At 59.9% G+C, this 23,460-nt stretch carries 18 protein-coding genes; 4 read left to right on the forward strand and 14 right to left on the reverse strand.

Annotated elements, in window-relative coordinates; genetic code table 11:
* The first annotated feature begins 15 nt into the window (after window positions 1-15).
* Window positions 16-1,368, forward strand: a complete 1,353-nt coding sequence (locus tag LVY75_32745) for a bifunctional folylpolyglutamate synthase/dihydrofolate synthase (protein ID XAZ23505.1) — start codon at window positions 16-18, stop codon at window positions 1,366-1,368.
* Between the two features lie 46 nt (window positions 1,369-1,414).
* Here LVY75_32745 and trxA read toward each other — a convergent pair whose 3' ends face one another.
* From trxA to LVY75_32805, 12 genes are all read right to left on the reverse strand, one after another.
* Window positions 1,415-1,735, reverse strand: a complete 321-nt coding sequence (trxA, locus tag LVY75_32750) for a thioredoxin (GenBank protein ID XAZ23506.1) — start codon at window positions 1,733-1,735, stop codon at window positions 1,415-1,417.
* Window positions 1,736-1,810: 75 nt separating this feature from the next.
* Window positions 1,811-5,359 carry a double-strand break repair helicase AddA gene (addA, locus tag LVY75_32755; GenBank protein ID XAZ23507.1) on the reverse strand — a complete coding sequence of 1,183 codons (3,549 nt, stop codon included), beginning with the start codon at window positions 5,357-5,359 and terminating at the stop codon, window positions 1,811-1,813.
* The gene (gene addB / locus LVY75_32760; protein XAZ23508.1) at window positions 5,352-8,531 is read right to left on the reverse strand and encodes a double-strand break repair protein AddB; all 3,180 of its coding nucleotides are present in this window, start codon (window positions 8,529-8,531) and stop codon (window positions 5,352-5,354) included. The genes addA and addB overlap by 8 nt, the downstream gene beginning before the upstream one ends.
* 3 nt (window positions 8,532-8,534) lie before the next feature.
* Entirely contained in the window at window positions 8,535-9,266 is a 732-nt protein-coding gene (locus LVY75_32765; GenBank protein ID XAZ23509.1) for a nucleotidyltransferase family protein, read from the reverse strand.
* A 12-nt stretch (window positions 9,267-9,278) separates the two neighbouring features.
* Window positions 9,279-10,790, reverse strand: coding sequence for a tRNA (adenosine(37)-N6)-threonylcarbamoyltransferase complex ATPase subunit type 1 TsaE (tsaE, locus tag LVY75_32770; GenBank protein XAZ23510.1), 1,512 nt, complete (start codon window positions 10,788-10,790; stop codon window positions 9,279-9,281).
* A complete protein-coding gene (locus tag LVY75_32775; protein XAZ23511.1) occupies window positions 10,787-13,372 on the reverse strand; it encodes an ATP-binding protein in 2,586 nt (861 codons plus the stop codon). Before LVY75_32775 ends, tsaE begins: the two co-directional genes overlap by 4 nt.
* A 202-nt stretch (window positions 13,373-13,574) precedes the next feature.
* A complete protein-coding gene (ahcY, locus tag LVY75_32780; GenBank protein XAZ23512.1) occupies window positions 13,575-14,975 on the reverse strand; it encodes an adenosylhomocysteinase in 1,401 nt (466 codons plus the stop codon).
* Between the two features lie 166 nt (window positions 14,976-15,141).
* The gene (locus LVY75_32785) at window positions 15,142-15,417 is read right to left on the reverse strand and encodes an HPr family phosphocarrier protein (GenBank protein XAZ23513.1); all 276 of its coding nucleotides are present in this window, start codon (window positions 15,415-15,417) and stop codon (window positions 15,142-15,144) included.
* A 9-nt stretch (window positions 15,418-15,426) separates the two neighbouring features.
* Window positions 15,427-15,828: a PTS sugar transporter subunit IIA gene (locus LVY75_32790; protein XAZ23514.1), complete on the reverse strand. Its 402-nt coding sequence runs from the start codon at window positions 15,826-15,828 to the stop codon at window positions 15,427-15,429.
* Between the two features lie 153 nt (window positions 15,829-15,981).
* On the reverse strand, window positions 15,982-16,422 hold the full coding sequence (locus LVY75_32795) for a serine/threonine protein kinase (protein XAZ23515.1): 441 nt from the start codon (window positions 16,420-16,422) through the stop codon (window positions 15,982-15,984).
* On the reverse strand, window positions 16,419-18,182 hold the full coding sequence (locus tag LVY75_32800) for a sensor histidine kinase (GenBank protein ID XAZ25882.1): 1,764 nt from the start codon (window positions 18,180-18,182) through the stop codon (window positions 16,419-16,421). Before LVY75_32800 ends, LVY75_32795 begins: the two co-directional genes overlap by 4 nt.
* Window positions 18,183-18,285: 103 nt before the next feature.
* Window positions 18,286-19,023 (reverse strand): response regulator transcription factor, encoded by a 738-nt coding sequence (locus LVY75_32805; protein ID XAZ25883.1) that lies wholly within the window; start codon window positions 19,021-19,023, stop codon window positions 18,286-18,288.
* Between the two features lie 336 nt (window positions 19,024-19,359).
* Here LVY75_32805 and LVY75_32810 point away from each other — a divergent pair, with 336 nt between their 5' ends.
* The 3 genes from LVY75_32810 (at window position 19,360) to LVY75_32820 (ending at window position 22,118) form a co-directional block, all read left to right on the forward strand.
* Entirely contained in the window at window positions 19,360-20,970 is a 1,611-nt protein-coding gene (locus LVY75_32810; GenBank protein XAZ23516.1) for a phosphoenolpyruvate carboxykinase, read from the forward strand.
* Window positions 20,971-21,067: 97 nt separating this feature from the next.
* Window positions 21,068-21,505 (forward strand): aminoacyl-tRNA hydrolase, encoded by a 438-nt coding sequence (gene arfB / locus LVY75_32815; protein XAZ23517.1) that lies wholly within the window; start codon window positions 21,068-21,070, stop codon window positions 21,503-21,505.
* 1 nt (window position 21,506) lies between these two features.
* Window positions 21,507-22,118: an alpha-ketoglutarate-dependent dioxygenase AlkB gene (locus tag LVY75_32820; GenBank protein ID XAZ23518.1), complete on the forward strand. Its 612-nt coding sequence runs from the start codon at window positions 21,507-21,509 to the stop codon at window positions 22,116-22,118.
* Between the two features lie 13 nt (window positions 22,119-22,131).
* Here the strand turns inward: LVY75_32820 and coaA are convergent, their stop codons facing one another.
* Together coaA and LVY75_32830 are read right to left on the reverse strand one after the other, a co-directional pair.
* A complete protein-coding gene (coaA, locus tag LVY75_32825; GenBank protein XAZ23519.1) occupies window positions 22,132-23,127 on the reverse strand; it encodes a type I pantothenate kinase in 996 nt (331 codons plus the stop codon).
* Window positions 23,124-23,447, reverse strand: coding sequence for a phosphoribosyl-ATP diphosphatase (locus LVY75_32830; GenBank protein XAZ23520.1), 324 nt, complete (start codon window positions 23,445-23,447; stop codon window positions 23,124-23,126). Before LVY75_32830 ends, coaA begins: the two co-directional genes overlap by 4 nt.
* Window positions 23,448-23,460 lie beyond the last annotated feature (13 nt).

The raw sequence follows: 23,460 nt of genomic DNA on the forward strand, positions 1-23,460 counted from the left end.
GAATAGGGCGGGCCGATGACAGACAGAGGCCAGATCGCGGTGAGTGAGGCGGCGCGGGAGATCGAGAAGCTCATGGGATTGCATCCCAAGGGCTACGATTTGTCATTGGACCGCATCAGACGCCTTCTGGAAGCGCTCGGCAATCCCGAACGCAATCTTCCCCCCGTCATCCATATTGCCGGCACCAACGGCAAGGGCTCGACATCGGCTTTCTGCCGTTCGCTCCTGGAAGCGGCAGGCCACAGCGTCCATGTCCACACCTCTCCACACCTTGTAAACTGGCATGAACGCTACCGTCTTGGTGTTCCAGCTGGGCGTGGACAGTTGGTCGATGATGCTGTCTTCGCCGATGCTCTGAGACGCGTGGCGAAAGCCAATGATGGTGAGAAGATCACCGTCTTTGAAATCCTGACTGCAGTCACTTTCATTCTTTTCTCCGAACATCCGGCCGATGCCGCCATTATCGAGGTAGGCCTCGGCGGTCGTTTTGACGCGACGAACGTGATCGAAGACCCTGCCGTTTCAGTCATCATGCCGATTTCGCTGGATCATCAGCCTTATCTCGGCGACCGGGTGGAGCTGATCGCTGCGGAAAAGGCCGGCATCATGAAGCGCGGGCATCCCGTCGTCATCGGCCATCAGGAATATGACGCGGCGCTCGACGTGCTGATGTCGACCGCCGAGCGGCTGAACTGCCCGAGTGCCGTCTTCGGTCAGGATTTCATCGCCCATGAGGAATATGGCCGGCTGATCTATCAGGATGAGTTCGGCCTGGCGGATCTGCCTTTGCCGCGTCTTCCCGGTCGCCATCAATATGCCAATGCCGCTGCCGCCATCCGCGCCGTCAAGGCCGCGGGCTTTACCGTCACTGAGCCGATGATGGAAAAGGCGATGGAAACGGTGGAGTGGCCCGGCCGTCTTCAGAAATTGACGGAAGGCAGGCTTTTGAGCCATGCACCGGCACGGTCGGAAATCTGGGTCGACGGCGGCCACAACCCGGGTGCGGGTGAAGTGATCGCCGAAGCCATGGCGAATTTCGAAGAGCGCCAGTCCCGCCCGCTGTTCCTGATATCTGGCATGATCAATACCAAGGATCCGGTCGGCTATTTCAAGGCCTTCGCCGACCTGGCAGAGAAGATCTATTGCGTACCGATCCGGGGCAGCGAAGCGATGATCGATCCGGTGATCCTGGCCCATGCCGCGTATGACGCCGGCCTCGTGGCCGAACCGATGTCATCAGTCATCGATGCCCTGGATGCCATCGCTTCGACCATCGACCCTGGGGCCCCTCCACCGCGTATTCTTATTGGCGGCTCTCTTTATCTCGTCGGCGACGTACTGGCGGAAAACGGTACACCCCCCAAATGAAAAGTCCGGCAGATGCCGGGCTTTTCGTATTGAACTGTCGATATCATCAGGCTGCGCTGGAAATCCAGTTGGAAAGCGCCGTCTTCGGCTTTGCGCCGATGGAGATGTCGGCAACTTCGCCGCCCTTGAAGATTGCAAGCGTCGGGATCGAGCGAACACCGAACTGAGCGGCCAGTTCCGGGTTTTCATCGATGTTGAGCTTGGCAACCTTGACCTTACCGGCGAGTTCCGTGGCGATTTCCTCGAGGCTCGGAGCAATCATTTTGCACGGACCGCACCATTCAGCCCAGAAATCGACGACGACGGGTTCTGCGGATTCCAGAACTTCCGACTGGAAATTGTTGATATCGACCTTAACGGTAGCCATAGGCTGCTCCTTTACCGGAATTTGCTGTTGAACAAGATGTGAGGGTGCGGTGCCGGAATTTCAATGTCCGATATTTCACTTTGTGTTGAGTCCCGCAAGTGCAGAAGCCAAAGCCTGTTCACTCAGCGTATGGATGGTCGCATTTTCGGTGTAGATCAGCATGCAATCGATCCGCATGGCCGGGTAGAGCGGTTTGAGGATTTCACGGTAGATGGCAAGCTGTGCCTTGTGGGAGAATGGAATCGTCTCTTCGCTCGCCGGCGGCACGCGGTTTGTCTTGTAATCCAGAATGACGACGCTGTCGGACAGGACGGCAAGACGGTCGATACGGCCGGAAACTGCATACTCCCGGCCCTCGAGCGTCAGCGTTCCCATGATCGAGATTTCCGCCTGCGCATGAACGGCGAAGACCGCATGAAGCCGTTGATCTTTTAAAAGTTTCAGAACCGAATCGATCAGGACTTGCCGTTCGGCCGCCGGCCAGAATCGCGCTGCGCGCTCTGCATAACGTTTTGCCGCCTCAGCCCGCTCCTCCTCCGCTGGAATATCGGGTAGGGCCTGCAGCATCCGGTGAATGAGGCGGCCTTTTTCAAGGGAACGATCATTGCTTTCAGGATCACTGAAGAGTGGCGAGGTCACCAGCAGGTCATCCGCCTCCTCGTCGATAATGGTTCCGGCACCGGAAGGGCTGAGCGGCCGTGGCAATTGCTTCTGTGGGGGCAGAGGGTGGAAAAGGTTCGGTGGGACCGTTTCAATGGTCACCTGCTCGGGAGCTTGATCCATCCGCTCAAAGCTGCGCTCGACCTGTGGCACACGCCAGCGCATGCCATCCCACTCTCCATCCGGGGTTGAGAAGGTTGTCTTCTGGACATGCGGATGTTCCTCGCTGAGCGCACTGGAAATCATCATATGCCATGTGTCGTTGTTCAGTCGGACACCGCGATAACCGCAGACGATCAACCGATCCGCGGCACGCGTCATCGCCACATAGAGCAGGCGCCGGTATTCCTCTTCGGCAAGAAGCTGAATACGCGCCGCATCGTTCGAGGTCACCGAATTGCCGAGATCGCTGACCGGAATCCAGACCGGTATCGGCGGCTCATCCGGCCCGGCATCGATCAGCCGAAGCTTTGGCAGATGCGTGTGCGTAAATGCCTTGGAGCCGCCATCCACCAGGAAAACAATCGGTGCCTCAAGGCCCTTGGAGGCATGCACCGTCATGATGCGCACCTCGTTGCGGCCCTTGTCCTGCTCGCGCTTCACTTCCGGCGCTTCTAGCTCCAGCGTCGAGATAAAGGATTGCAGGCCCGGGAGACCGGATGTTTCGTGGTCGAGCGCAAAGGTCAGGAATTCGTCGATGATATCGCTGACTTCAGTGCCGAGGCGCGCCAGGAACTGCCGCCGGCCGCCGTGACTGCCGAGAACGCGCGCATAGAAGTCATGGACTGAAAGGCTTCGGGATTGAGCAAGAAAGAGCTCCAGCCTCGCAGCCGCGGCGCCAAGCCGCTCATGGCCGTCGGCGGCATATTTGCGAAGATGATGCCACACGCTTTCATTATCGCCGCGCAGTGCCGCAACGGCGAAAATATCCTCTTCCGAGAGATTGAAAAGCGGACTTTTCAGGACTGCAGCGAGCGAGAGATCATCTTCCGGCAAAAGCAGAAAACGGCCAAGCGCCATCAGATCCTGTATGGCGATATGGCTGGTCAATACCAGTCGATCCGCGCCGGCGACCGGTATATCGCCGCGTCGTTTGAGTTCGCGGGTCAGCGCATTGACGAAAGCATCACGCTTGCGAACGAGAACGAGGATATCGCCGGCTTCTATGAAGCGTTCCTTGCCCTTCTCGACGATGGTTTCGCGGCCGACGAGCGTGCCGATCGTATGGGCGATGCGTCGCGCCAGGATCGCTGCCGGCGCGCTTTCGGGGGTGGCGTCGAAGGGAGCGGTCCAATCCTCGTCCTTCGCGACGACATCGGGCACGACTATGTCCCAGAGGTCGAGGGCGCCGGGATGACCTATTCGGCTGGAACGATGTACGACGGGCTCGAGGCCCAGACCGCGCGCATTTTCGGGCGGTGTGAAAATATGGTCGACAGCAAGCAGCACATCGGAGGTGGAGCGGAAGGAAAGCGGCAGGCGAACGGTCGAAAAATCAAGACCGCTGCTTTGTACCCGCCGCTGAGTCCGCTCCTTCTCCTCGGCAAACCGTTCGGGTCGGGCACCCTGGAACGAATAGATCGACTGCTTCTCGTCGCCGACCGCAAAGAGCGTGCGGACGACGGGTCGTGAACTTTCGCCGGAGAAGAAATCTTCTGCCAGCGACTGGATGACGCTCCATTGAATGGGGCTCGTATCCTGCGCCTCGTCGACGAGGATGTGATCGATACCCTGATCGAGCTTGTAATGGATCCACGGGCCGACGCCGCTCTTCGTAAGCAGGTCAGCGGTGCGAGTGATCAGGTCTTCGAAGTCGAGATGGCTACGCTGCCTCTTCAGTTCCTCGTAGTCCCGGTTCAGGCGATCGGCAAGCACGAGAGCAGCATGGGTGGCGGCATACATCCGCATCATTTTCAGCCGATCGCGGCAATTGACGACATAGGCGCGAGCCGACGCAATCGCATCGGCAAGTTGCGGCGCTTCGGCAAGCATTGCCTTGACGAAGAATTGCCCGTCCGTTTTTGGTTCACCCTTTGACGTGAGGAAAACCTTCTCCAGAATCTGCGAACGCGCCGCCACATCCTGTTCGCGGCCGGCGCGACGGAGGCCTTCGGCAACATCATGCGCTTTCGCTCCCCCCTTTGTCGCGGCAAGCGACAGGTAAAGTTCCAGCGTCGCACCCGAGAGCCCCGGCAGCGGCCAATATCGGCCGGCCAGCCCTTCTTCCGTATCGTCAGGCGAGAGGCCGAGCTTCTTGCGAAGCAAGCGATCAACGCTGCCATGCGACTCGGCCGCGAGCATGAAGCGGCGGATGGCATTTCGGTTGGCAACGATCTCGCCGAGCAGATTTTCAAGTCCGGATTCATCGCCGAGTTTGAGCACATAGGCGAAGGCATCGGCGAGCTCTCGATCTTTCTCTGGGGCCGTTGCGCTCAGAAGCGAGCGTCGTGCATCGGCAAGCAGTGTCGCAGCCGCCCGGTCATCGAGAACGGAGAAGTGCCCTGCGACATTTGCTTCCAGTGGGAACTGGTGCAGCAGCGCCTCGCAGAAGGCGTGAATCGTCTGGATCTTGAGCCCGCCCGGTGTTTCGAGTGCCTTGGCAAACAGCCGTCTCGCTTCGGCAAGCTTCAGGGAATCCGGCTCATGACCTTCAATCTGCGCGATGCGTCCGGCCAGCTCTTCATCCGGAAAAATCGCCCATTCCGCCAGACGCTCGAAAACGCGGTTCGACATTTCGGAGGCGGCGGCCTTGGTATAGGTAAGGCAGAGGATCGCGGAAGGCCGCGCACCCGCCAGCAGCAGCCGGATCACCCGCTGCGTCAGAACATGGGTCTTGCCGGATCCGGCATTCGCCGACACCCATGCCGAACGGGCGGGATCGGAGGCAATCGCCTGCTGGATCGTCGTCCAGCTGATCCATGTGCCGGGATCATCACCCTCGGGAAGCGCGGTCGGATCAATCATCGCCGCCACCTTCAGGATCGGCGGTTGCCCATTCGGCAACGCGGGCGAGATGGTCGTAGTCGCCGCCAAAATCGCATTGCTGGGCAGGGATCAGCCGCGACGTGAAGCCTTTTTCACCCGACTGCAGCAGGCCCACGAATTTCACCAGCTGGTCGATCGATTCTTCGGCGAGCTGCATCGCAGATTTTGCCTTGTCGCTGTTGGCTTCCTCATTGTTGACCTTGTCGACCAGAAAGCGCGTGCCCGGCCGGAGGCGGACATAGAGAAGGTCATTCGGGACAAGGCTTCCGGCATCGCGAAAGGCGCCGGCCTGCAGTGCGGCCGCCTCAAGCGCAAGCTGCGGATCCAGCAGGGCCCGGGCCTGTGTCGGAGAGGGGTTGTAGCCGGTCTTGTAGTCGATGATATCGGCGCTATTCGGCCCCTTGATATCAATACGGTCGGCAACGCCGGTAAGCCGGATGTCGATACCCTCGAGTTCGACCCCACCCCTCACTTCCGTCAGCCTCTTCTGCACGTCGGGTTGACGTCCGGCTTCCCAGCTGAGGAAGGCCCGTGCCACTTCCCGGAAGCGCGGCCGCCAGACGGCATCGATGTGCGGCGGCAGGCTTTCCATGTCGAAGAGCTCGGTCAGGATGATCTCCATCGCCGCTGCCGCATCCGGCGTTCCTGCAATGTGGCCTTCGCGAACGAAGCGATCGATGATCTTGTGATAGAGCGTGCCACGCTCCGCCGCGCCTGGATCGCGATTGAAAGCGTCGACAGGATCAAGCCGCAGGACGCGCCGTGCATAGATCGCATAGGGGTCGCGGCGCAGCCGACCAACCTCGCTGAAGGAGTAGGATTTGGGCTGCAGGTCCCGCGGCGGCTTCGGAGAAGGCCGCTGCGCCGGCGCCTGATTATCGCCGAGGTCGATCTGGTTTGCCCAATGAACGAAGCGCGCTCCGCGTTCGCGCAATTTCTCTTCGAAATCCTCTCCGCCGAGCGCCAGAAGCCGCTGCAGCCAGCGGGAGGCGACCGTCGGCGTCGAACCCTGACGCAGGGCGCGCGAATAGATGAGGTGGCGGGTGCCGTTCGCCATCTCGAAGTCATGCGCCAGTTGGCCGATCCGCCGTTCCGGCGGCTCCAGTCCGATCTCCGTCTTCATCATGCGGGAGACGAAGGGATTGTTGGCGGTCTGCCCCGGCCATGATCCTTCATTGAGGCTGCCGAGGATCAGCGTATCGACATTCTGCAGGCGCGCTTCCAGCGTACCGAAGATAAAGAGGCGAGGGTGGCTGAGGGCACCGGGCTTGACGGCATGGCCGGCGGAAAGTGCCTGCATGATATCGATCCATTGCGGCCCATCCGCTTCCATCTGGCCGTCGGTATCGATGACTTCGCCAAGCAGGCTTGCCAGGGCATCGCCTGCCTCGCCCGACCAGAGGTTTGCCAGGTTGCCGCGCTCATCGGCTGCGACACGCTCCAACGCGCGACCGGTCCGTTCCGCCCATTGCGATAGCGTAAGGCCCGCCATCAGGCCGCCGCCGTCCCGCCCAGGTGCCGACGCCAGCGTCTCCACGGCACGTTCCACTTGCCGTGCCAGTGTGCGGGCCATGTCTGCCGCCCCGGATGGGAGCGATTTGCGCCAGATAGGCGAGTGCCTGTCGAGCGCCTGTTCGGAAAGCTGGTGGTCAAGCAGTGCTTCGAGCGATCCGATACCCACTTCCGCCACGCCGCCGCGCAGCGCCAGCAATTCCAGCGCTTCCGCGGCTGCAACCAGAACGCCGCGCTCCAGCCCGAAATGGGCAAGTGGATGTTTGAGCAACGAAACGATGGCGACAGGATCGCCTGGTCGCAGTGTCGCTTCCAGGAGCAGCTGCAGCAATGTGCCCTGCGGTGTCGCCGACAGCGGCGTACCGGCTGAATCGTCTGCGAGAATGCCGAAGCGGGAAAGATCCGCCATGACCCGACGCGCTAGATTGCGATCAGGCGTAATAAGCGCAGCCCGACTTTCGCCGTCTCTGCCCGGTCGTTCCAGCGCAAGCCGCAGAGCGACAGCAATGGCCGTCGCCTCCTCGCGTTCGTTGGCGGCTTCGATCATCGATACGTCCGCGAATGCCGCCGCAACGGTTCCTTCCGGCAGGTTCTTTTTCCAATCACCCCAGCCGCTCGTCGCGTCCGATGGCGTCAATGCGCGCGAGAGTACTTCCGCACGAGAGCGCAGATCGGCTTCCGCCTCCTCGATCGGTTGGACATCCTCGCGGGTGAGCTTCAGCCGCTTCAAGAGAACCGAAAGACCATACTGCGGATGTGTACGGCTTGCCGGATTGGCGCGTTGACCCGGCAGGAGATCAGGGGCGACCAGACGCCAATGTTCCTCCGGCATGGAAAGGTCGAGGCCGGGCAATACGATCACGCCTTCCGGAAGGTGTGCTACGGCGCCGATGAGATCGGCCGTGGCGGGAAGTGAACCCGTCGAACCGGCAATGATGATCGGACCGGCGGGTTTCATCGTCGAGAGACGGCCGGCCTCGGCGCGCAGGATGGCGTTGCGGTGACGGGCCGGCGAAGAGCGGCCGAGCTCGATCAGGCGTTCGGGCCAGAAGGCGCTGGCAATCTGCAGAAATTCCGCCGTCAATTGCCACCAGGCCGCATAGTCGCCTGTATCGAGCCTGCCGAGCTCCGACCATGCCAGATCCTCGGTCTCGATCGAATCGATCAGCTCTGCCAGATTGCGGGCAAGCCAGATGGCGTCTGCCGGGCTTGCCGGCGCGACAAGAGGCGATTCCGAATGGATATGCCGGACGATTTCCGGCAGCTTGTTGCGCCAGGCAAGGATCAGTCGCGCCAGTTCCAGCAAGCGTGCGGTATTGGAGAGCGGCTGCGCAAGATCGATCGTCGCCGGCAGCGCCTCGTCGAAGTAGCCGCTGTCGTCGTCCGTTTCGCCGAGCGGCCGGATGACCGGCAGGATCGCCGAACGGCCGCCAAGCAGATCGACGAATTCCGAGCGCAGCACGCGCACGGCGCGTCGGGTCGGCAGGTAGATCGTCACCTTGGCAAGCGACAACGGATCGGATGGATCATGCCGGAAGAGCGGTGTCAGGCGTCCATCACAGAGCGAACTTGCCAGCGTCTTCAGAAAGGGAAGACCAGAAGGAATTGTCAGAATGCGTGGCCTGTGCCGTTCCGTCATGCCTCACGCAAACGTCCGGAACCGCCGGATCGTCTCCTCCGCATCGTCAATTGCATCAGGCGTGCCGACCGTCAGCCAATGGCCTTCCATCATCATGCCGAAAAGCCGGCCGCGAGCGATCGCCTTGTCGAAATAGATATTCAGGTTGAAAGCATCTTGGGGCGCATCGTCAAGCAGCGTGGGGCTCATGACGATAGCGCCGGCATAGACGACCGGATTTGAGGGATCGTCGCGATATCGTGTCAGTCTGCCGCCGGCGGCCAAGCTGAAATCGTTCTTGCCATTATGGCCGGTCGTGTCTTCAATGCGCACGCAGAGCAGCGCCATGTCCATATGTTCGGCATCGAAGAATCCGGCTAAACGCCGTAGATTGCTCGGCCGGTCTGCAGGCTCGCCGATCCAAAAGAGATCGGCGTTCATGACGAATACTGGCTCTCGATCCAGCAGTTTCAGGCCCTTTGCCAAGCCCCCACCGGAGTTCATCAGCGCATCGCGTTCATCGGAAATGAGAATATCCAGCCCGCGATAGCTTTGGAGGTGCGCTTCCATCTGATCGGCAAAATGATGGACATTGATCACAGCCTGTTCGACCCCGGCCTCGACAAGCGAATCCAGCGTATAGTCGATCATCGGCTTTCCGCCGATCTTCACCAGAGGCTTCGGAATCGTGTCGGTAATCGGGCGCATGCGGGTTCCGAGGCCCGCGGCCAGTACCATGGCTTGTCTGACGGTCATGCTTGTCCGGATTTATGATTCGACTGGCAGTATTCCAGCCCTTGTGCACCATTCGCGCAAGGGGGCAAGTGCCTCGTGTTCCAGCGCCGCCTTGAGATAGGAAAGCGTGCGCGGCATATGCTGGAGATAGCCGGGCTTACCATCGCGCTGCAATAGCCGCACCCAGAGACCGGCGAGCTTGCAGTTGCGCTGCGCCGACATGATGGCCCATGCCTTCATGAAGCCGGTTTCGTCGAAACCGCCCTGCGCGCGCCGCAAGGAAAGATAGTCGTCCATCAACTGTCGGCAGAGATCCGGTTCGATCGTGACGCGGGCATCTTGAACGATGGAGGCGAGGTCATAGGCCGTCGGCCCGATCATCGCATCCTGGAAGTCGATGATGCCGATCTTGCGGATGCCGCTCGCCTGCTCGCGCCAGATGATATTGGGCGAATGGAAGTCGCGCAACAGCAGGTTTTTTTCGGCCGATTGCAGCTCCTCGATCAGATTGTCCCAGATTGCCAGATACTCGTCCCGTTCGGTATCCGTCGGTCCCGTGCCGCGCCTCCAGGCCATATGCCAGTCGAGCACAAGCCGCACCTCCATCGTCATGGCGACGCGGTCGAAATCCGGAATGTGGTGCGTGTGCGTAGCCGAAACCGGGATATCCTGCGGGATTTTCATCGAGTGGAGATGGGCAAGGCAGGCGACGCTTTCGCGGTAGCGCCCGACGATCGGCCGGCCTTCGTCATCGAGGACACCGTCCGTGCCCAGATCCTCGATCAGCAGGATGCCCTGCTCGTAGTCGACCCTTTCGATTTCCGGGGTCGCGAAACCGCGCTCGCGCAACGTCTCGCCGATGGCAACGAAAGGATAGGCGTCCTGCGCAAGATGCGCGACCTTGGGATAGGGCTTGCCCTCATAGATCGGGGGGCCTTCCGGAGGGGGCCGCCAATCCATGAGGATTTTCCGTGAGCCGTCGCTGAGGCGGAAATATTCATAGGCGCGAAGTGAAGCATCGCCGGTCAGGAACCGCCGTTCCGCATCGCCGTAGCCAGCGTCAATGAGGAAGCGGCGGATAGCCAGCACACGGTGGATTCGGGCCAAGGCCTTCTCCGGTGCCGTGATTGTCGCACGCCGGCCGGCACCTTCATGCTCCAGCCGCAACGAGATGCGCGATGCAGGCAGGTCGCCTTCTGCCATTTCGGGCCATTCGACGATGCAGATGCCGCTCTCAAGCGCCTCGTCGAAGCCGAGTTCTGTCAGTTCCGAGGCATCGCCAAGCCGATAGAGATCGAAATGCGAAACGGGAATGCGCAGATCGTAAGATTGCACCAGCGTGAAAGTCGGGCTCGGAACTTCCAGCCCGTCATCATCGGCAATGCTTCGCAAGAACGCGCGCGCCAGAGAGGATTTTCCGGCGCCGAGATCGCCGGATAGTGCTAGGCAATCGCCGGCTTTCAGCGCCAGAGCCAGATCATTGCCAACGCGAAGGGTTGCCGCATCGTCTTCCAGAAAAAGCGAGATGATGTCGCCTTGCGTCATTCGGCGGCGACGGAATGCGGTAGGTTGATGGAAGGGATGCGGCAGGTCACCGTCGTTCCCTTGCCGGGTTCGCTGTCGATGCTGACTTCGCCATTGTGGAGGCTGACAAAGCTGTCGACGATGGAAAGACCAAGTCCGGCACCACCGCGCTTCCCGCTCTTCGCGCCGGTTGCGAAGCGGTCGAAGACAGTCGCGATCATATCAGGCGAAATGCCGGGGCCACGATCCCGGACGGAGAAGACGAAATCAGTACCCTCGCGACGGCATTCGAGTGCGATCGATGCGCCCTCGGGCGAGAAATTGGCGGCATTGGCCAGAAGTTTCAGCAGGATCTGCTTCAGCCGCTGCGGATCGGCAACGATAGAGCCCAGATAGGCCGGAGCGGTGATCTCCAGCGAAACGCCACTTTCCTGCAGCCGGTCGGCGATCTGCATGGAGACATCGTCGAGAAGATCGGCGAGATCGATTTCCGCATAGTTCAGCCGCATGATTCCGGCATCGACGGTCGCAAGATCGAGGATGTCGTTGACGAGCGTCAGCAGCACCGAGGATGAGGTGGCGATATGGTCGATATATTCGGCCTGCCGCTCGTTCAGCGGGCCGACGCCCGGCGTGCGCAAGAGATCGGTGAAGCCGATGATGTTCGTCAGCGGCGAGCGCAGCTCATAGGAGACGTGCTGCACGAAGTCGTTCTTCAGCTCGTCCGCCTTGCGCAGCGCCTCGTTCTTTTCCGTCAACGCGCGCTCGGCGCGAACGCTGTCCGTCATGTTGACGAAGGTCAGCATGGTCTGTGCGTTCGGCAGCGGGATGACAGCAAAGTCGAGCACGAGGCCGGAGAGCAGTTCGAGCGTTCCCTGGCTGGAACGACGCTCGTCGTCGAAGCTGGTAATCAGCTCTGCAAAGGTCTTCCAGCCATCGGGCTGGTCATAGGACGGGGCGCAAGCCTCGCCGATGCCGCGGATATGGGTGCCGGGCTTGGCTTCAGTCTCCGTGATGCCCCAGAGCGCCCGGAAGGCCGGGTTGGAGAGGCGGATACGGCCGTCAGGCCCGAAGACTGCAACACCTTCCGAAAGGTGATCGATCGTCTCGCCCTGTACTTTTACCAGCGTATTGTAGCGCGTTTCGAGATCGACCTGCTCGGTCAGGTTCTCGAAGACCCACGTCGCGCCGCCCTGTGGGTGCGCGGTCGCAAAGACGCGCAACGTCTGCCCGTTCGGCAGGTGCCAGAGGTCAGATTGCGTATCGAGCGAACGATAAACAGAGAGTGCCGTTTCCTTCCAGGATTTCCAGTTCAGCTGGTCCGGCAGTTTCTTGGCTGCGCGAAGGCGTTCCAGAAGCTCGCTATTGTCAGGCTTGCTCTCGAGGAACGCGATGTCGAGCTCCCAGAGCGCGACGAAGGCCTGGTTGTAGAATTGCAGCCGGCGGTCACCGTCGAAAATGGCGACCGGTGTCGCCAGATGATCGAGCGTTTCCGCATGGCTTTTGAGCGTCCGCTCCAGTTCGGCGCGAACTGCTTCGACATCGGAGACATCGACGGCAATGCCGGCGGAGCCGCTGGGGACCTTTACGTCGACTACGTCGAAGAACGTGCGATTGCCGCGAACGACTGTCGAAATCGTATCGTGGAAAGGCGATTCCGGCGTTGCCGTGGCGCGGATACGCTCACGGGCGACAGTCGTCAGGATTTCGCGGCCTTCATTGACAGCCTGCTGGGGCGATTGTGCCTCGACGGCATCGCCATAGGCATGGTTCACCCAGGTCAGGCGGCCGCCGGTATCACGCTGCCAGGCGGGCATATCGATGGCGTCGAGCATGGTCTGGAAGGCGGAGATCGACGTCATCAGCCGATCGCGCTCGATCTTCAACTCTGCCAGTTCGGCCCGCAGATTGTTGAGCGCCACGAAGCGCACGAAGGCGCGGCCGCCGGAAACCCGGCCTTGAGCTTCGATTACCTCGTCCCTGATGGTCTCGATCACAATGTCGAAACTCTCGGCCTGTTCACGAAGACGGCCGACCGCCCGCTCCAGCTCGGCAGCCGATCGCGCCTTCAGCCAGAGGCCGAAGGCAAGGAATTCATTATCCTGTGGGGCGCCGGTCTCCGGTGGAAGCTGACCGAGGAGCTCCGGCCGGGCGACACCGTCCCAGATCACGATGCGCCGGTTCTTGTCGGCAATCAGCGCCTGATATTGGGAGATACGCTGCTGTGCATCTGAAAGCGCCGAGCGAATCTCCCGGCTTTCATTTTCGAGATTGCCGCGTTGTCGCACCAGCCACAGCGTGGAAAGCAATGCAGCCGAAATGACACCAATGACGACAGAAAGTCCGACAACCTGCGAAGACGTGAAAAGATGTGCAGAGGCGCCGATACCCGGCTGCGCCTGCGCCAGAGCCGGCCAAGCCGGTATGATGACTGCAGTGCTTGCAGCGCACAGCTTTGCAATACGTGCCAAGGACCAACACTTTTGCCTTGCGGTCACAGTGACCGTGGCAAACCCATATTTTTGGCCTGCCTGAAGCGGACGGTCAGCAGCATATGCGCGACCTTCCGCCTGGCTGTGCAGGCTGTGTTTCATTTCCGACATCGGCGGTATGTCTCCGTCCTTTAATGTGCCGCATCACGACAAGACATCCCATTTTCGCGGAAAACGGAGAGCTCCGAAGCCACGAATCAAGTCTTAAAACAATACTTCGTTAGGGAATCGTCGGAAAGAGCGCGCCCAAAAAATAAGCCCCGGCATTTGTCAATGCCGAGGCCACCACATCTTGTGGATATCGAAGATGAAATCAGTATCTGTAGTGGTCGGCCTTGAACGGGCCCTGTGGCTTCACGCCAATATAGGCAGCCTGCTCTTCGCTGAGCTGGGTAAGCTTCACGCCGAGCTTGTCGAGATGAAGACGGGCAACCTTTTCGTCGAGGTGCTTCGGCAGGATGTAGACCTTGCTTTCGTACTGGCCGGGCTTGGTGAAGAGCTCGATCTGCGCCAGTGTCTGGTTGGTGAACGAGGCCGACATGACGAAAGACGGATGACCCGTTGCGTTGCCGAGGTTCAAGAGGCGGCCTTCGGAGAGAAGGATGATGCGGTTGCCCTTCGGGAACTCGATCAGGTCGACCTGCGGCTTGACGTTGGTCCACTTCAGGTTACGCAGTGCTGCAACTTCGATCTCGTTGTCGAAGTGGCCGATGTTGCCGACGATCGCCATATCCTTCATCTGACGCATGTGGTCGATGCGGATAACGTCCTTGTTGCCTGTCGTGGTGATGAAGATGTCGGCCGAGGAAACGACGTCCTCGAGCAGAACGACTTCATAGCCGTCCATGGCAGCCTGCAGGGCGCAGATCGGATCGGCTTCGGTGACCTTGACGCGGGCGCCGGCGCCGGAAAGCGAAGCGGCAGAACCCTTGCCCACGTCGCCGTAACCGCAGACGACGGCAACCTTGCCGGCCATCATGACGTCGGTGCCGCGACGAATGCCGTCGACCAGCGATTCCTTGCAGCCATACTTGTTGTCGAACTTCGACTTGGTGACGGAGTCGTTGACGTTGATGGCCGGGAAGGGCAGCAGGCCCTTCTGGCTGAGCTGGTAGAGGCGGTTGACGCCCGTCGTGGTCTCTTCGGTCACGCCCTTGATGGCGTCGCGCTGCTTGGTGAACCAGCCGGGCGAAGCGGCAAGGCGCTTCTTGATCTGGGCGAAGAGGATCTCCTCTTCTTCGGAGTGCGGGTTGGAAAGAACGTTCTCACCGGCTTCGGCGCGGGCGCCAAGCAGAATGTACATGGTGGCGTCGCCGCCATCGTCGAGGATCATGTTGGAGAAACCGCCATCGGCCCACTGGAAGATCTTGTCGGTGTAAACCCAGTAATCTTCAAGCGACTCGCCCTTGATAGCGAAGACCGGAACACCGAAAGCGGCGATCGCAGCTGCGGCGTGATCCTGCGTCGAGAAGATGTTGCACGATGCCCAGCGGACTTCGGCGCCGAGGGCAACCAGCGTCTCGATGAGAACGGCGGTCTGGATCGTCATATGCAGCGAGCCGGTGATGCGTGCGCCCTTCAGCGGCTTGGATTCGCCGAATTCGGCACGGCAGGACATGAGGCCGGGCATTTCGGTTTCAGCGATGGTGATCTCCTTGCGTCCGAAATCTGCAAGGCCGATATCGGCGACGACATAATCTTTTTCAATGCTCATAGGGCTCTCCAGGCTGAAACGTCTCAAAACATCGCAAGGACGCGACGATGACCGCAACGGATCGAACGCGTGCGGAATGCACGTCATGCTCGCCGTTTAGCAGGCTTCGGTCGGGAAGGCAACGGGGATATAAAGAAGTCTTTATATCTTTATATGGCGCTAGAGATCAGATTTCTTCGCCGAACTTGTTCTGGATGAGCTCATCGAGGGCATTCAGCGCTTCGGCCGCCTGATTGCCGGTCGCCGAGACCACGACGCTAGAGCCGGGACTAGCCGCAAGCATCATCAGACCCATGATCGAGGTACCGCCGACCGTCATACCGTCCTTTGAAACGGTGATCGTTGCATCGAAGGCATCGACCGTCTGGACGAATTTTGCCGAAGCGCGCGCGTGCAGACCACGCTTGTTGATGATGAGGAGTTCCCGGGAAAGCGGTGTCATGGAGGTTTCTTACTTTCCGCTCAGAACCCGGCTCGCAACGTTGATGTATTTGCGGCCAGCCTCGGAAGCCTCGGCAAGCGCCTTTTCCATATTGTTCTCGCCGCGCACGCCGGCGAGCTTGATCAGCATTGGCAGGTTGACGCCGGCGATGACTTCGGTGTGGCCGCTGCTCATCACGGAGATTGCGAGGTTGGAAGGTGTACCGCCGAACATGTCGGTGAGAATGACGACGCCATGGCCGTCGTCTGCGCCGGAAACGGCTTCGAGAATGTCCTGTCGTCTTTGGTCCATATCGTCTTCCGGTCCGATACAGACCGTTTCGATGAATTTCTGAGGACCGACGACGTGCTCTACGGCATGACGAAACTCTTCAGCCAGCTTGCCATGAGTGACAAGCACAAGTCCGATCATGATATTACTGCTCCCATGGCATACGCAAACCGTGGCCCCAATATCGCAATGCAGCAATTACGTCCACCGGTGGGGGCACATCTTGGCGATCAAAAGCCGAAGTGCAAGATAAAAATATAAATATATAGGCCGTAACGGGCCGTCCGGAAGGCCTCAACTTCCGATTTCCGGCGCTTTTGCCATCAACACTGCAAGAGGCAGAGGGAGGTTGGGCAACAATCGCAGTGCAGGCAGCTCGAAACCCTCGGCAAGAATGGCGGTTTCCCCCTCCGCAGGAAGCCGGTTCTCGCCCGTGGCGCTGCCTGGCAGGACTGCGTAATGCATCGCCGCCTGGGCAATATGATCGTGCCTTATGATGCCCGTACCGCGCAGCTCGATGAGCCCGGCAATGGCAGGCGGACAGGCGGCAATGATTGCTCCGTCCTGTTTCGAAAGAAGCACCTGATCATCGGCCACGAGGACAGAAAAAACACCCTGCCGCCGCGCCTCCGCCATGCACGTAAAAGCGGTCATCGACTTGCCCCAGCCCGAAGGGCCGGTGAACAGCAGGCCGGTCTTTCCGATAACGATTGCGGTGGCGTGGATGTTGATCATGCTGCGGCGTCGGCCGGCAGGGCCAGGATGAAGCGGGCGCCGAGCAGCTTGCCGCTCTCGTCGTCGACGATGTTTTCGGCCCGCAATGAACCGCCATGCGCCTCGGCGATCTGCCGGCTGATGGAAAGCCCGAGGCCGGAATTCTGGCCGAAACCTTCGGATTCCGGCCGGTCGGTATAAAAGCGTTCGAAAATGCGGTCGATATTCTCTGCCTGGATGCCCGGACCGTTGTCTTCGATATAGACGACGCAACGGGAGCGGGCACGGACCAGACGTACCGTGATCTTGCCGTCCTGCTCCGGCACGAAGGAGCGGGCATTTTCAATCAGGTTGGTGATGATCTGGCCGATGCGCAGGTCATGCCCTTTGACGACAAAGCGCGTCTTGACGTTCGGCTTGCGATCCACCGCATAGTCTATGTCGACTTTCTTCTTGGTGCTGCGGATCTGGCGCGACACGTCGATGAGATCGCGCAGAAATACTTCCAGATCGACAGATCCGGCATCGACGCGCGCAAGCTCGGCGTCGAGACGGGATGCATCCGAGATATCGCTGATCAGGCGATCGAGGCGGCGGACGTCGTGCTGGATGACATCCATCAGCCGCTTCTTGGAATCGTCGGATTTGGCGAGCGGCAACGTCTCGACGGCGCTGCGCAGCGAGGTCAGCGGATTCTTGAGCTCATGGCTGACATCGGCCGCAAAACTCTCGATCGCATCGATGCGGTCGTAGAGGGCGGTCGTCATCTCGCGCAGAGCAATGGAAAGGTTGCCGATTTCATCCTGACGTACGGAAAAATCAGGGATCTCCTCGCGTTCCTTGGCGCCGCGGCGCACCCGGATCGCGGCCGCCGAAAGCCGGCGCAGCGGATTCGCGATGGTCGAAGAGAGAACGAGCGACAAGAGGACGTTCACGAGCGTTGCGACACCAAAGACGCGCATGATGGCAAGGCGTTCCGCATGCACGATATTGTCGATATCGCCGGCCTGCGTCGACAGCAGCAGCACGCCGAGTACGGCCCGGAAACGCTGGATCGGTACCGCAACCGAAACGATGAGCTCGCCCTTTTCCGTCGTGCGGACAACTGCGCCGCGCACGCCCGTCAGCGCATTCATCACTTCTGGATAGATGGAGCCGTCACCACCTGGCGCTTCCTTGTAAACAGGAAGATTGCCTGGTTGCAGCGCCTTGTTGAAGAGAGCCGTGAACCATTCGCCCCAGGTCTGTTTTTCCTCTTCCACCGGCGGCAGATCGAAACGCAGAACCTGGCCACGGGAATAGAGATGACGGGAATCGAGCAGCAGATTGGCGTCGGCATCGAAGATGCGGGCCCGGGTGCGGGTCGGCGAGATCAGCCGGCGCAGAACGGGCGCCACCTTTTCCGGGTCGATCGGAAATTCGAGATCCTCGTCGTTTGGCACCGGTGTAATGCTCTGGCCGGCCTGCAGTTCGAGCAGCTTCTGCGGATCGATGGTGATCGAGTTCGTGTCGACCGAGGCCGATGCCGACACGGCGCCGGCGATGATTTCGCCCTGTGTCAGCAGGCTCTCGACGCGCGCGTCGATCAGGCCTTCGCGGAACTGGTTGAGGTAGAGAATACCGCCGACAAGGACGAGCAGGGCCGCGAGGTTGAAAAAGACGATGCGGCGCGTCAGGCTGGAAAAGACGGCATTGCCGAAGATACGACGGATCAGGGTGAAGGGATGCGACCAACGCCGACCCCTGACGCGTCGGGTGCTTACGCCCTCCGCATCATCCAGATCCCTTTCCTGCACCAACTGTGCCAATCACGGCCCTTTCGGAGGGCGGGGCCAGTTTGACCGGCCCGCCGCCCTCATTCATCTCTTCCCGCGCTTTAAAGCGTCAGGCTGCTTCGCGGAAGCGGTAACCCACACCGTAAAGCGTTTCAATCATATCAAAGTCAGTGTCGACCATCTTGAACTTCTTGCGCAGCCGCTTGATGTGGCTGTCGATGGTGCGGTCATCAACATACACCTGTTCGTCATAGGCGGCATCCATCAGGGCGTCGCGGCTTTTCACCACACCCGGACGCTGGGCCAGCGAATGCAGGATCAGGAACTCGGTGACGGTGAGGGTGACTGCCTCGCCCTTCCAGGTGCAGGTGTGGCGTTCCTGGTCCATGACCAGCTGGCCGCGTTCGAGCGAACGGGCCTGCTGAACCGCGCCCGCCTTCGGCGTGCCGACGGTAGCGACGCCGCCAGCTGCGGCTGCCTCACGGCTCGACGCGCGGCGCAGAACGGCGCGAACACGCTCGACCAGCAGACGCTGCGAAAAAGGCTTGGTAATGAAATCGTCGGCGCCCATCTTCAGGCCGAAGAGCTCATCGATCTCCTCATCCTTGGAGGTGAGGAAGATGACGGGCATGTCCGATTTCTGGCGAAGGCGGCGCAGCAGCTCCATGCCGTCCATTCGTGGCATCTTGATATCGAAGATTGCTAGCTGCGGCGGGCGAGCGAGCAGACCATCCAGCGCTGAAGCGCCATCCGTATAGGTCTCGACCTTATATCCTTCAGCTTCCAGTGCAATCGACACGGAAGTGAGGATGTTGCGGTCGTCGTCAACGAGCGCGATTGTCGGCATGGTGTTGGTCTCCGTCATCAGTGCGCAATCTCCCGGATTGGTCGTCCCCAGGCGGTCTTCGTGACCGGGTGCGCTTATGGAGGATAAAGGTGGAACAAATTGTGGCAAAGATAAAGGGGTAGATTGCCAGCCAGTGCAAGCCACAATCGACAGTAGTGCGACAAGTTGTTTCAACAGGAGGTCTTCAAACGATTTAAAAAGAATTATTGGAATTTAAATCGATTAATTATTTGATATCATTATCTTTTCTAAGATTATCCCTATTGCCATTTAAAATTTCTCCTTTTACTTTCGCGATAATTTAACGGCCAAGGCGCCTCAGCGAAGGAAAAAGCTATGGAGACGTTCGGAGTTCATAACCAGGCAATCGAGCTGGCGACGATCGGTTTCAGCAACGTACGCAGCGTACGTTACAACCTGTCCGCAGCTCTTCTCTATGAGGAGGCGATTCGCCGGGGAGAAGCCGAACTGACAGCACAAGGCGCCCTTCGTGCCACGACTGGGCAACACACGGGCCGCTCGCCGCGCGACAAGTTCGTCGTTCGCGATGGGAATACCGACGGGCAGATCTGGTGGGATAACAACAAGCCGATGTCGCCGGAGCATTTCGCGCTGCTGCACAAGGATATGCTGGCCCATGCTGCCGGCAAGGACCTCTTCGTGCAGGATCTCGTCGGCGGCGCCGACGCGGGCCACGCATTGCCGACCCGCGTTGTGACCGAATTCGCGTGGCACTCGCTTTTCATCCGCAACCTGCTGATCCGTCCGAAGGCTGATGCACTCGCAGGCTTTGCGCCGAAGCTGACGATCATCGACCTGCCAAGCTTCAAGGCCGATCCGGAGCGTTACGGTTGCCGCACCGAAACGGTGATCGCCTGTGATCTGACCAACGGCATCGTGCTGATCGCCGGTACCTCCTATGCCGGCGAAATGAAGAAATCCGTATTCACCGTGCTGAACTACCTGCTGCCGGAAAAGGGCGTCATGCCGATGCACTGCTCGGCCAATGTCGGCCCGGCAGGCGATGCTGCTGTCTTCTTCGGTCTCTCGGGCACCGGCAAGACGACGCTTTCGGCTGACCCGGCACGCACCCTGATCGGCGATGACGAACACGGCTGGAGCGAAAACGGCATCTTCAATTTCGAAGGCGGATGCTACGCCAAGACCATTCGCCTCTCGGCAGAGGCCGAACCGGAAATCTATGCCACGACACAGCGTTTCGGCACCGTCCTTGAAAACGTCGTTCTCAACGAAAACCGCGAGCCGGATTTCGACGATGCGTCGCTGACGGAAAACACGCGCTGCGCCTATCCGATGGATTTCATTCCGAACGCATCCGAAACCGGCCTTGCGCCTCATCCGAAGACGATCATCATGCTGACGGCCGATGCCTTCGGTGTCATGCCGCCGATCGCCAAGCTGACGCCAGAGCAGGCCATGTACCACTTCCTCTCCGGTTACACTGCCAAGGTGGCAGGCACCGAAAAGGGGGTCATCGAGCCGGAAGCAACGTTCTCGACCTGCTTCGGCGCACCCTTCATGCCACGTCATCCGGCTGAATACGGCAATCTGCTGAAGGAGCTGATCGGCCGCCACGGCGTTGAATGCTGGCTGGTCAACACCGGCTGGACTGGTGGCGCGTATGGCATCGGCAAGCGGATGCCCATCAAGGCAACCCGTGCGTTGCTGACGGCCGCCCTTTCGGGCGAGCTTGCCAAGGTCGAGCTTCGCGCCGATCCGAATTTCGGCTTTGCCGTTCCGGTCGCAGTCGAAGGCGTGGATACGCGCATCCTCGATCCGCGCTCGACCTGGGCCGATAAGCAGGCCTATGACGCGCAGGCTGAAAAGCTGGTCTCCATGTTCATCGCCAACTTCGCCAAGTTCGAAAGCCATGTCGACGGCGGCGTGCGCGATGCAGCGCCCGGCATCAAGGTCGCAGCCGAGTAACTCGGTACCCGAACCAGTCGATTCACGTGAAACCCGGTCGCTCCTGTGCCGGGTTTCACCGCTTTCAATTCGCAGTGATTATGCGCTAGAAGGCGGTATGGCCAGCGACGCGCTCTACATCAATGACAGGATCACCATCGCCGGATGGGAGCTGACGGAACAGTTCGTTCTGGCGGGCGGTCCTGGCGGTCAGAACGTCAACAAGGTGTCGACCGCCGTCCAGCTTTTCTTCAATATCCCGAATTCGCCTTCACTCAACGAGCGAGTGAAGGCTAATGCGATCAAGCTTGCCGGCAGGCGCATGTCGAAGGACGGCGTATTGATGATCGAGGCAAGCCGGTTCCGCAGCCAGGACCGCAACCGCGAGGATGCGCGCGAGCGGCTGAAGGAACTGGTCCTGGAGGCCGCCAAGCCGCCACCGCCGCCACGCAAGAAGACAAAGCCGACCAAGGGCTCGATCGAACGACGGCTGAAGGAAAAATCCGGCCGGTCTGAAGTCAAGAAGATGCGTGGCCGCCTGGGCGGCGGGGAGTGACATGCCGGAACTTTTGAGCGGCATTCGCCATCTTCCGGAATATCTGGATCGTGCCCGCCAGGAGGCACTGGTCGGCATCATCAGGACCATCGTCGCAGAAGCGCCGCTCTACGTGCCGATCATGCCCGTTACCGGCAAGCCGATGTCGGTGCGGATGACCAATTGCGGTTCGCTCGGCTGGGTCACGGACAAGGAGCGAGGCTATCGCTATCAACCGATGCATCCGGCAACCGGTAGGCCGTGGCCGGTCATACCTTCTGAATTGCTTGATATCTGGAGTGACGTTTCGGGTTACGACAAACCGCCCGAAGCTTGCCTCGTCAATTTCTATTCCGACGAGGCGCGCATGGGCCTGCATCAGGACAAGGATGAGAACGATCTGAAGGCGCCGGTCGTGTCGATTTCCCTCGGCAACGCCTGCCTCTTCCGTGTCGGTGGGGTGAACCGCAACGACAAGACCATGTCCTTCAAGCTGTCGAGCGGCGATCTCGTCATTCTCGGCGGGGAGGGGCGGCTCTGCTTCCACGGCGTCGACCGCATCTATCCGGCAACATCCACGCTTCTGAAGAACGGCGGACGCATCAACCTGACGCTCCGTCGTGTCAATCCTTGACCCGTGAAAACCCCTAGAGCTTGCGCAGTGCCACCTGCTCGATCAGGTGATCCTTGCCCTTGCGCAGAATAAGATCGGCGCGTGGCCGCGTCGGAAGGATGTTCTGGCGCAGGTTCTTGAGATTGATGTTCGCCCAGAGGTCTTCTGCAATCGCCACGGCTTCTTCCTCGCTGATCGATGCATAACGGTGGAAGTAGGAATTCGGATCCCGGAAGGCAGTTTCCCTGAGGCGCATGAAACGCGTGACGTACCAATTGTGGATCTGTGTTTCCTCGGCGTCGATATAGATCGAGAAGTCGAAGAAGTCGGACACCATCGGCACGATCTTGCCGTCCGCCGGCAGGTCACGTGATTGCAGGACGTTGATGCCCTCGAAGATCAGAATATCGGGCCGGTCAACGATCTTGTACTCGTCCGGCAGCACGTCATAGACGAGGTGCGAATAGGAGGGTGCCCTCACATCCGGCAGGCCGGCCTTGATCGCCGACAGGAAACGCAGGATTGCGCCGGTGTCGTAACTCTCCGGAAAACCCTTGCGCTGCATCAGGTTCTCGCGCTTCAGCACGGCGTTCGGATGGAGGAAGCCGTCCGTGGTAACGAGATCGACCTTGGGACTGGACGGCCAGCGGCCAAGCAGCTCTTTCAGAATACGTGCCGTCGTGGATTTGCCGACAGCCACCGATCCGGCAATGCCGATCACGAACGGGGTCTTCGTCACGTTCGAGAGACTGAGGAACCGGTTGCGCTGCTCGAACAGCAGCTGCGAGGATTCCACATGCGCGGAAAGCAGGCGCGACAGCGACAGGTAGATGCGCCTGACTTCGTCGAGGTCGATCGGGTCGCCCATGGAGCGAAGCCGTTTGACCTCGTCGGCCGTCAGCGTCATCGGCGTATCGGCACGAAACTTCGCCCACTGTTCCGATGTGAAGAAGTGATAGGGGGAATAGGAGGCGGTCTGGAAGTGATCCAGCTTTTCCGCCACTCCGATAATCTGTGTCGCGATACTCATGAATTCTGCCGGCTGGCCTTTTCCTTGAGGCCGGATTGCGCGGTCCGCCGCGCAAGTTCGGTCATGACATTCTCTAACGGTATTTTAGCAATCTTCAATACGACCATTAGGTGATAGAGAACGTCGGCTGCTTCATAGGTGAGGTTATCGCGATCGTTGGTGATGGCCGCCATCACAGCTTCGATCGCTTCCTCGCCGAGTTTCTTGGCTGCTTTCGGTTGCCCTGCAGCCACCAGCTTGGCTGTCCAGGATTCATCCGGTGAAGCCTTCGCCCGCTCTTCAACGATCCGCTCGAGGTCGGAAAGGGAAAATCCGCTCATGATACTGCTTTCA

The sequence above is a fragment of the Sinorhizobium sp. B11 genome (assembly GCA_039725955.1).
In the GTDB taxonomy this organism is placed as follows: domain Bacteria; phylum Pseudomonadota; class Alphaproteobacteria; order Rhizobiales; family Rhizobiaceae; genus Rhizobium.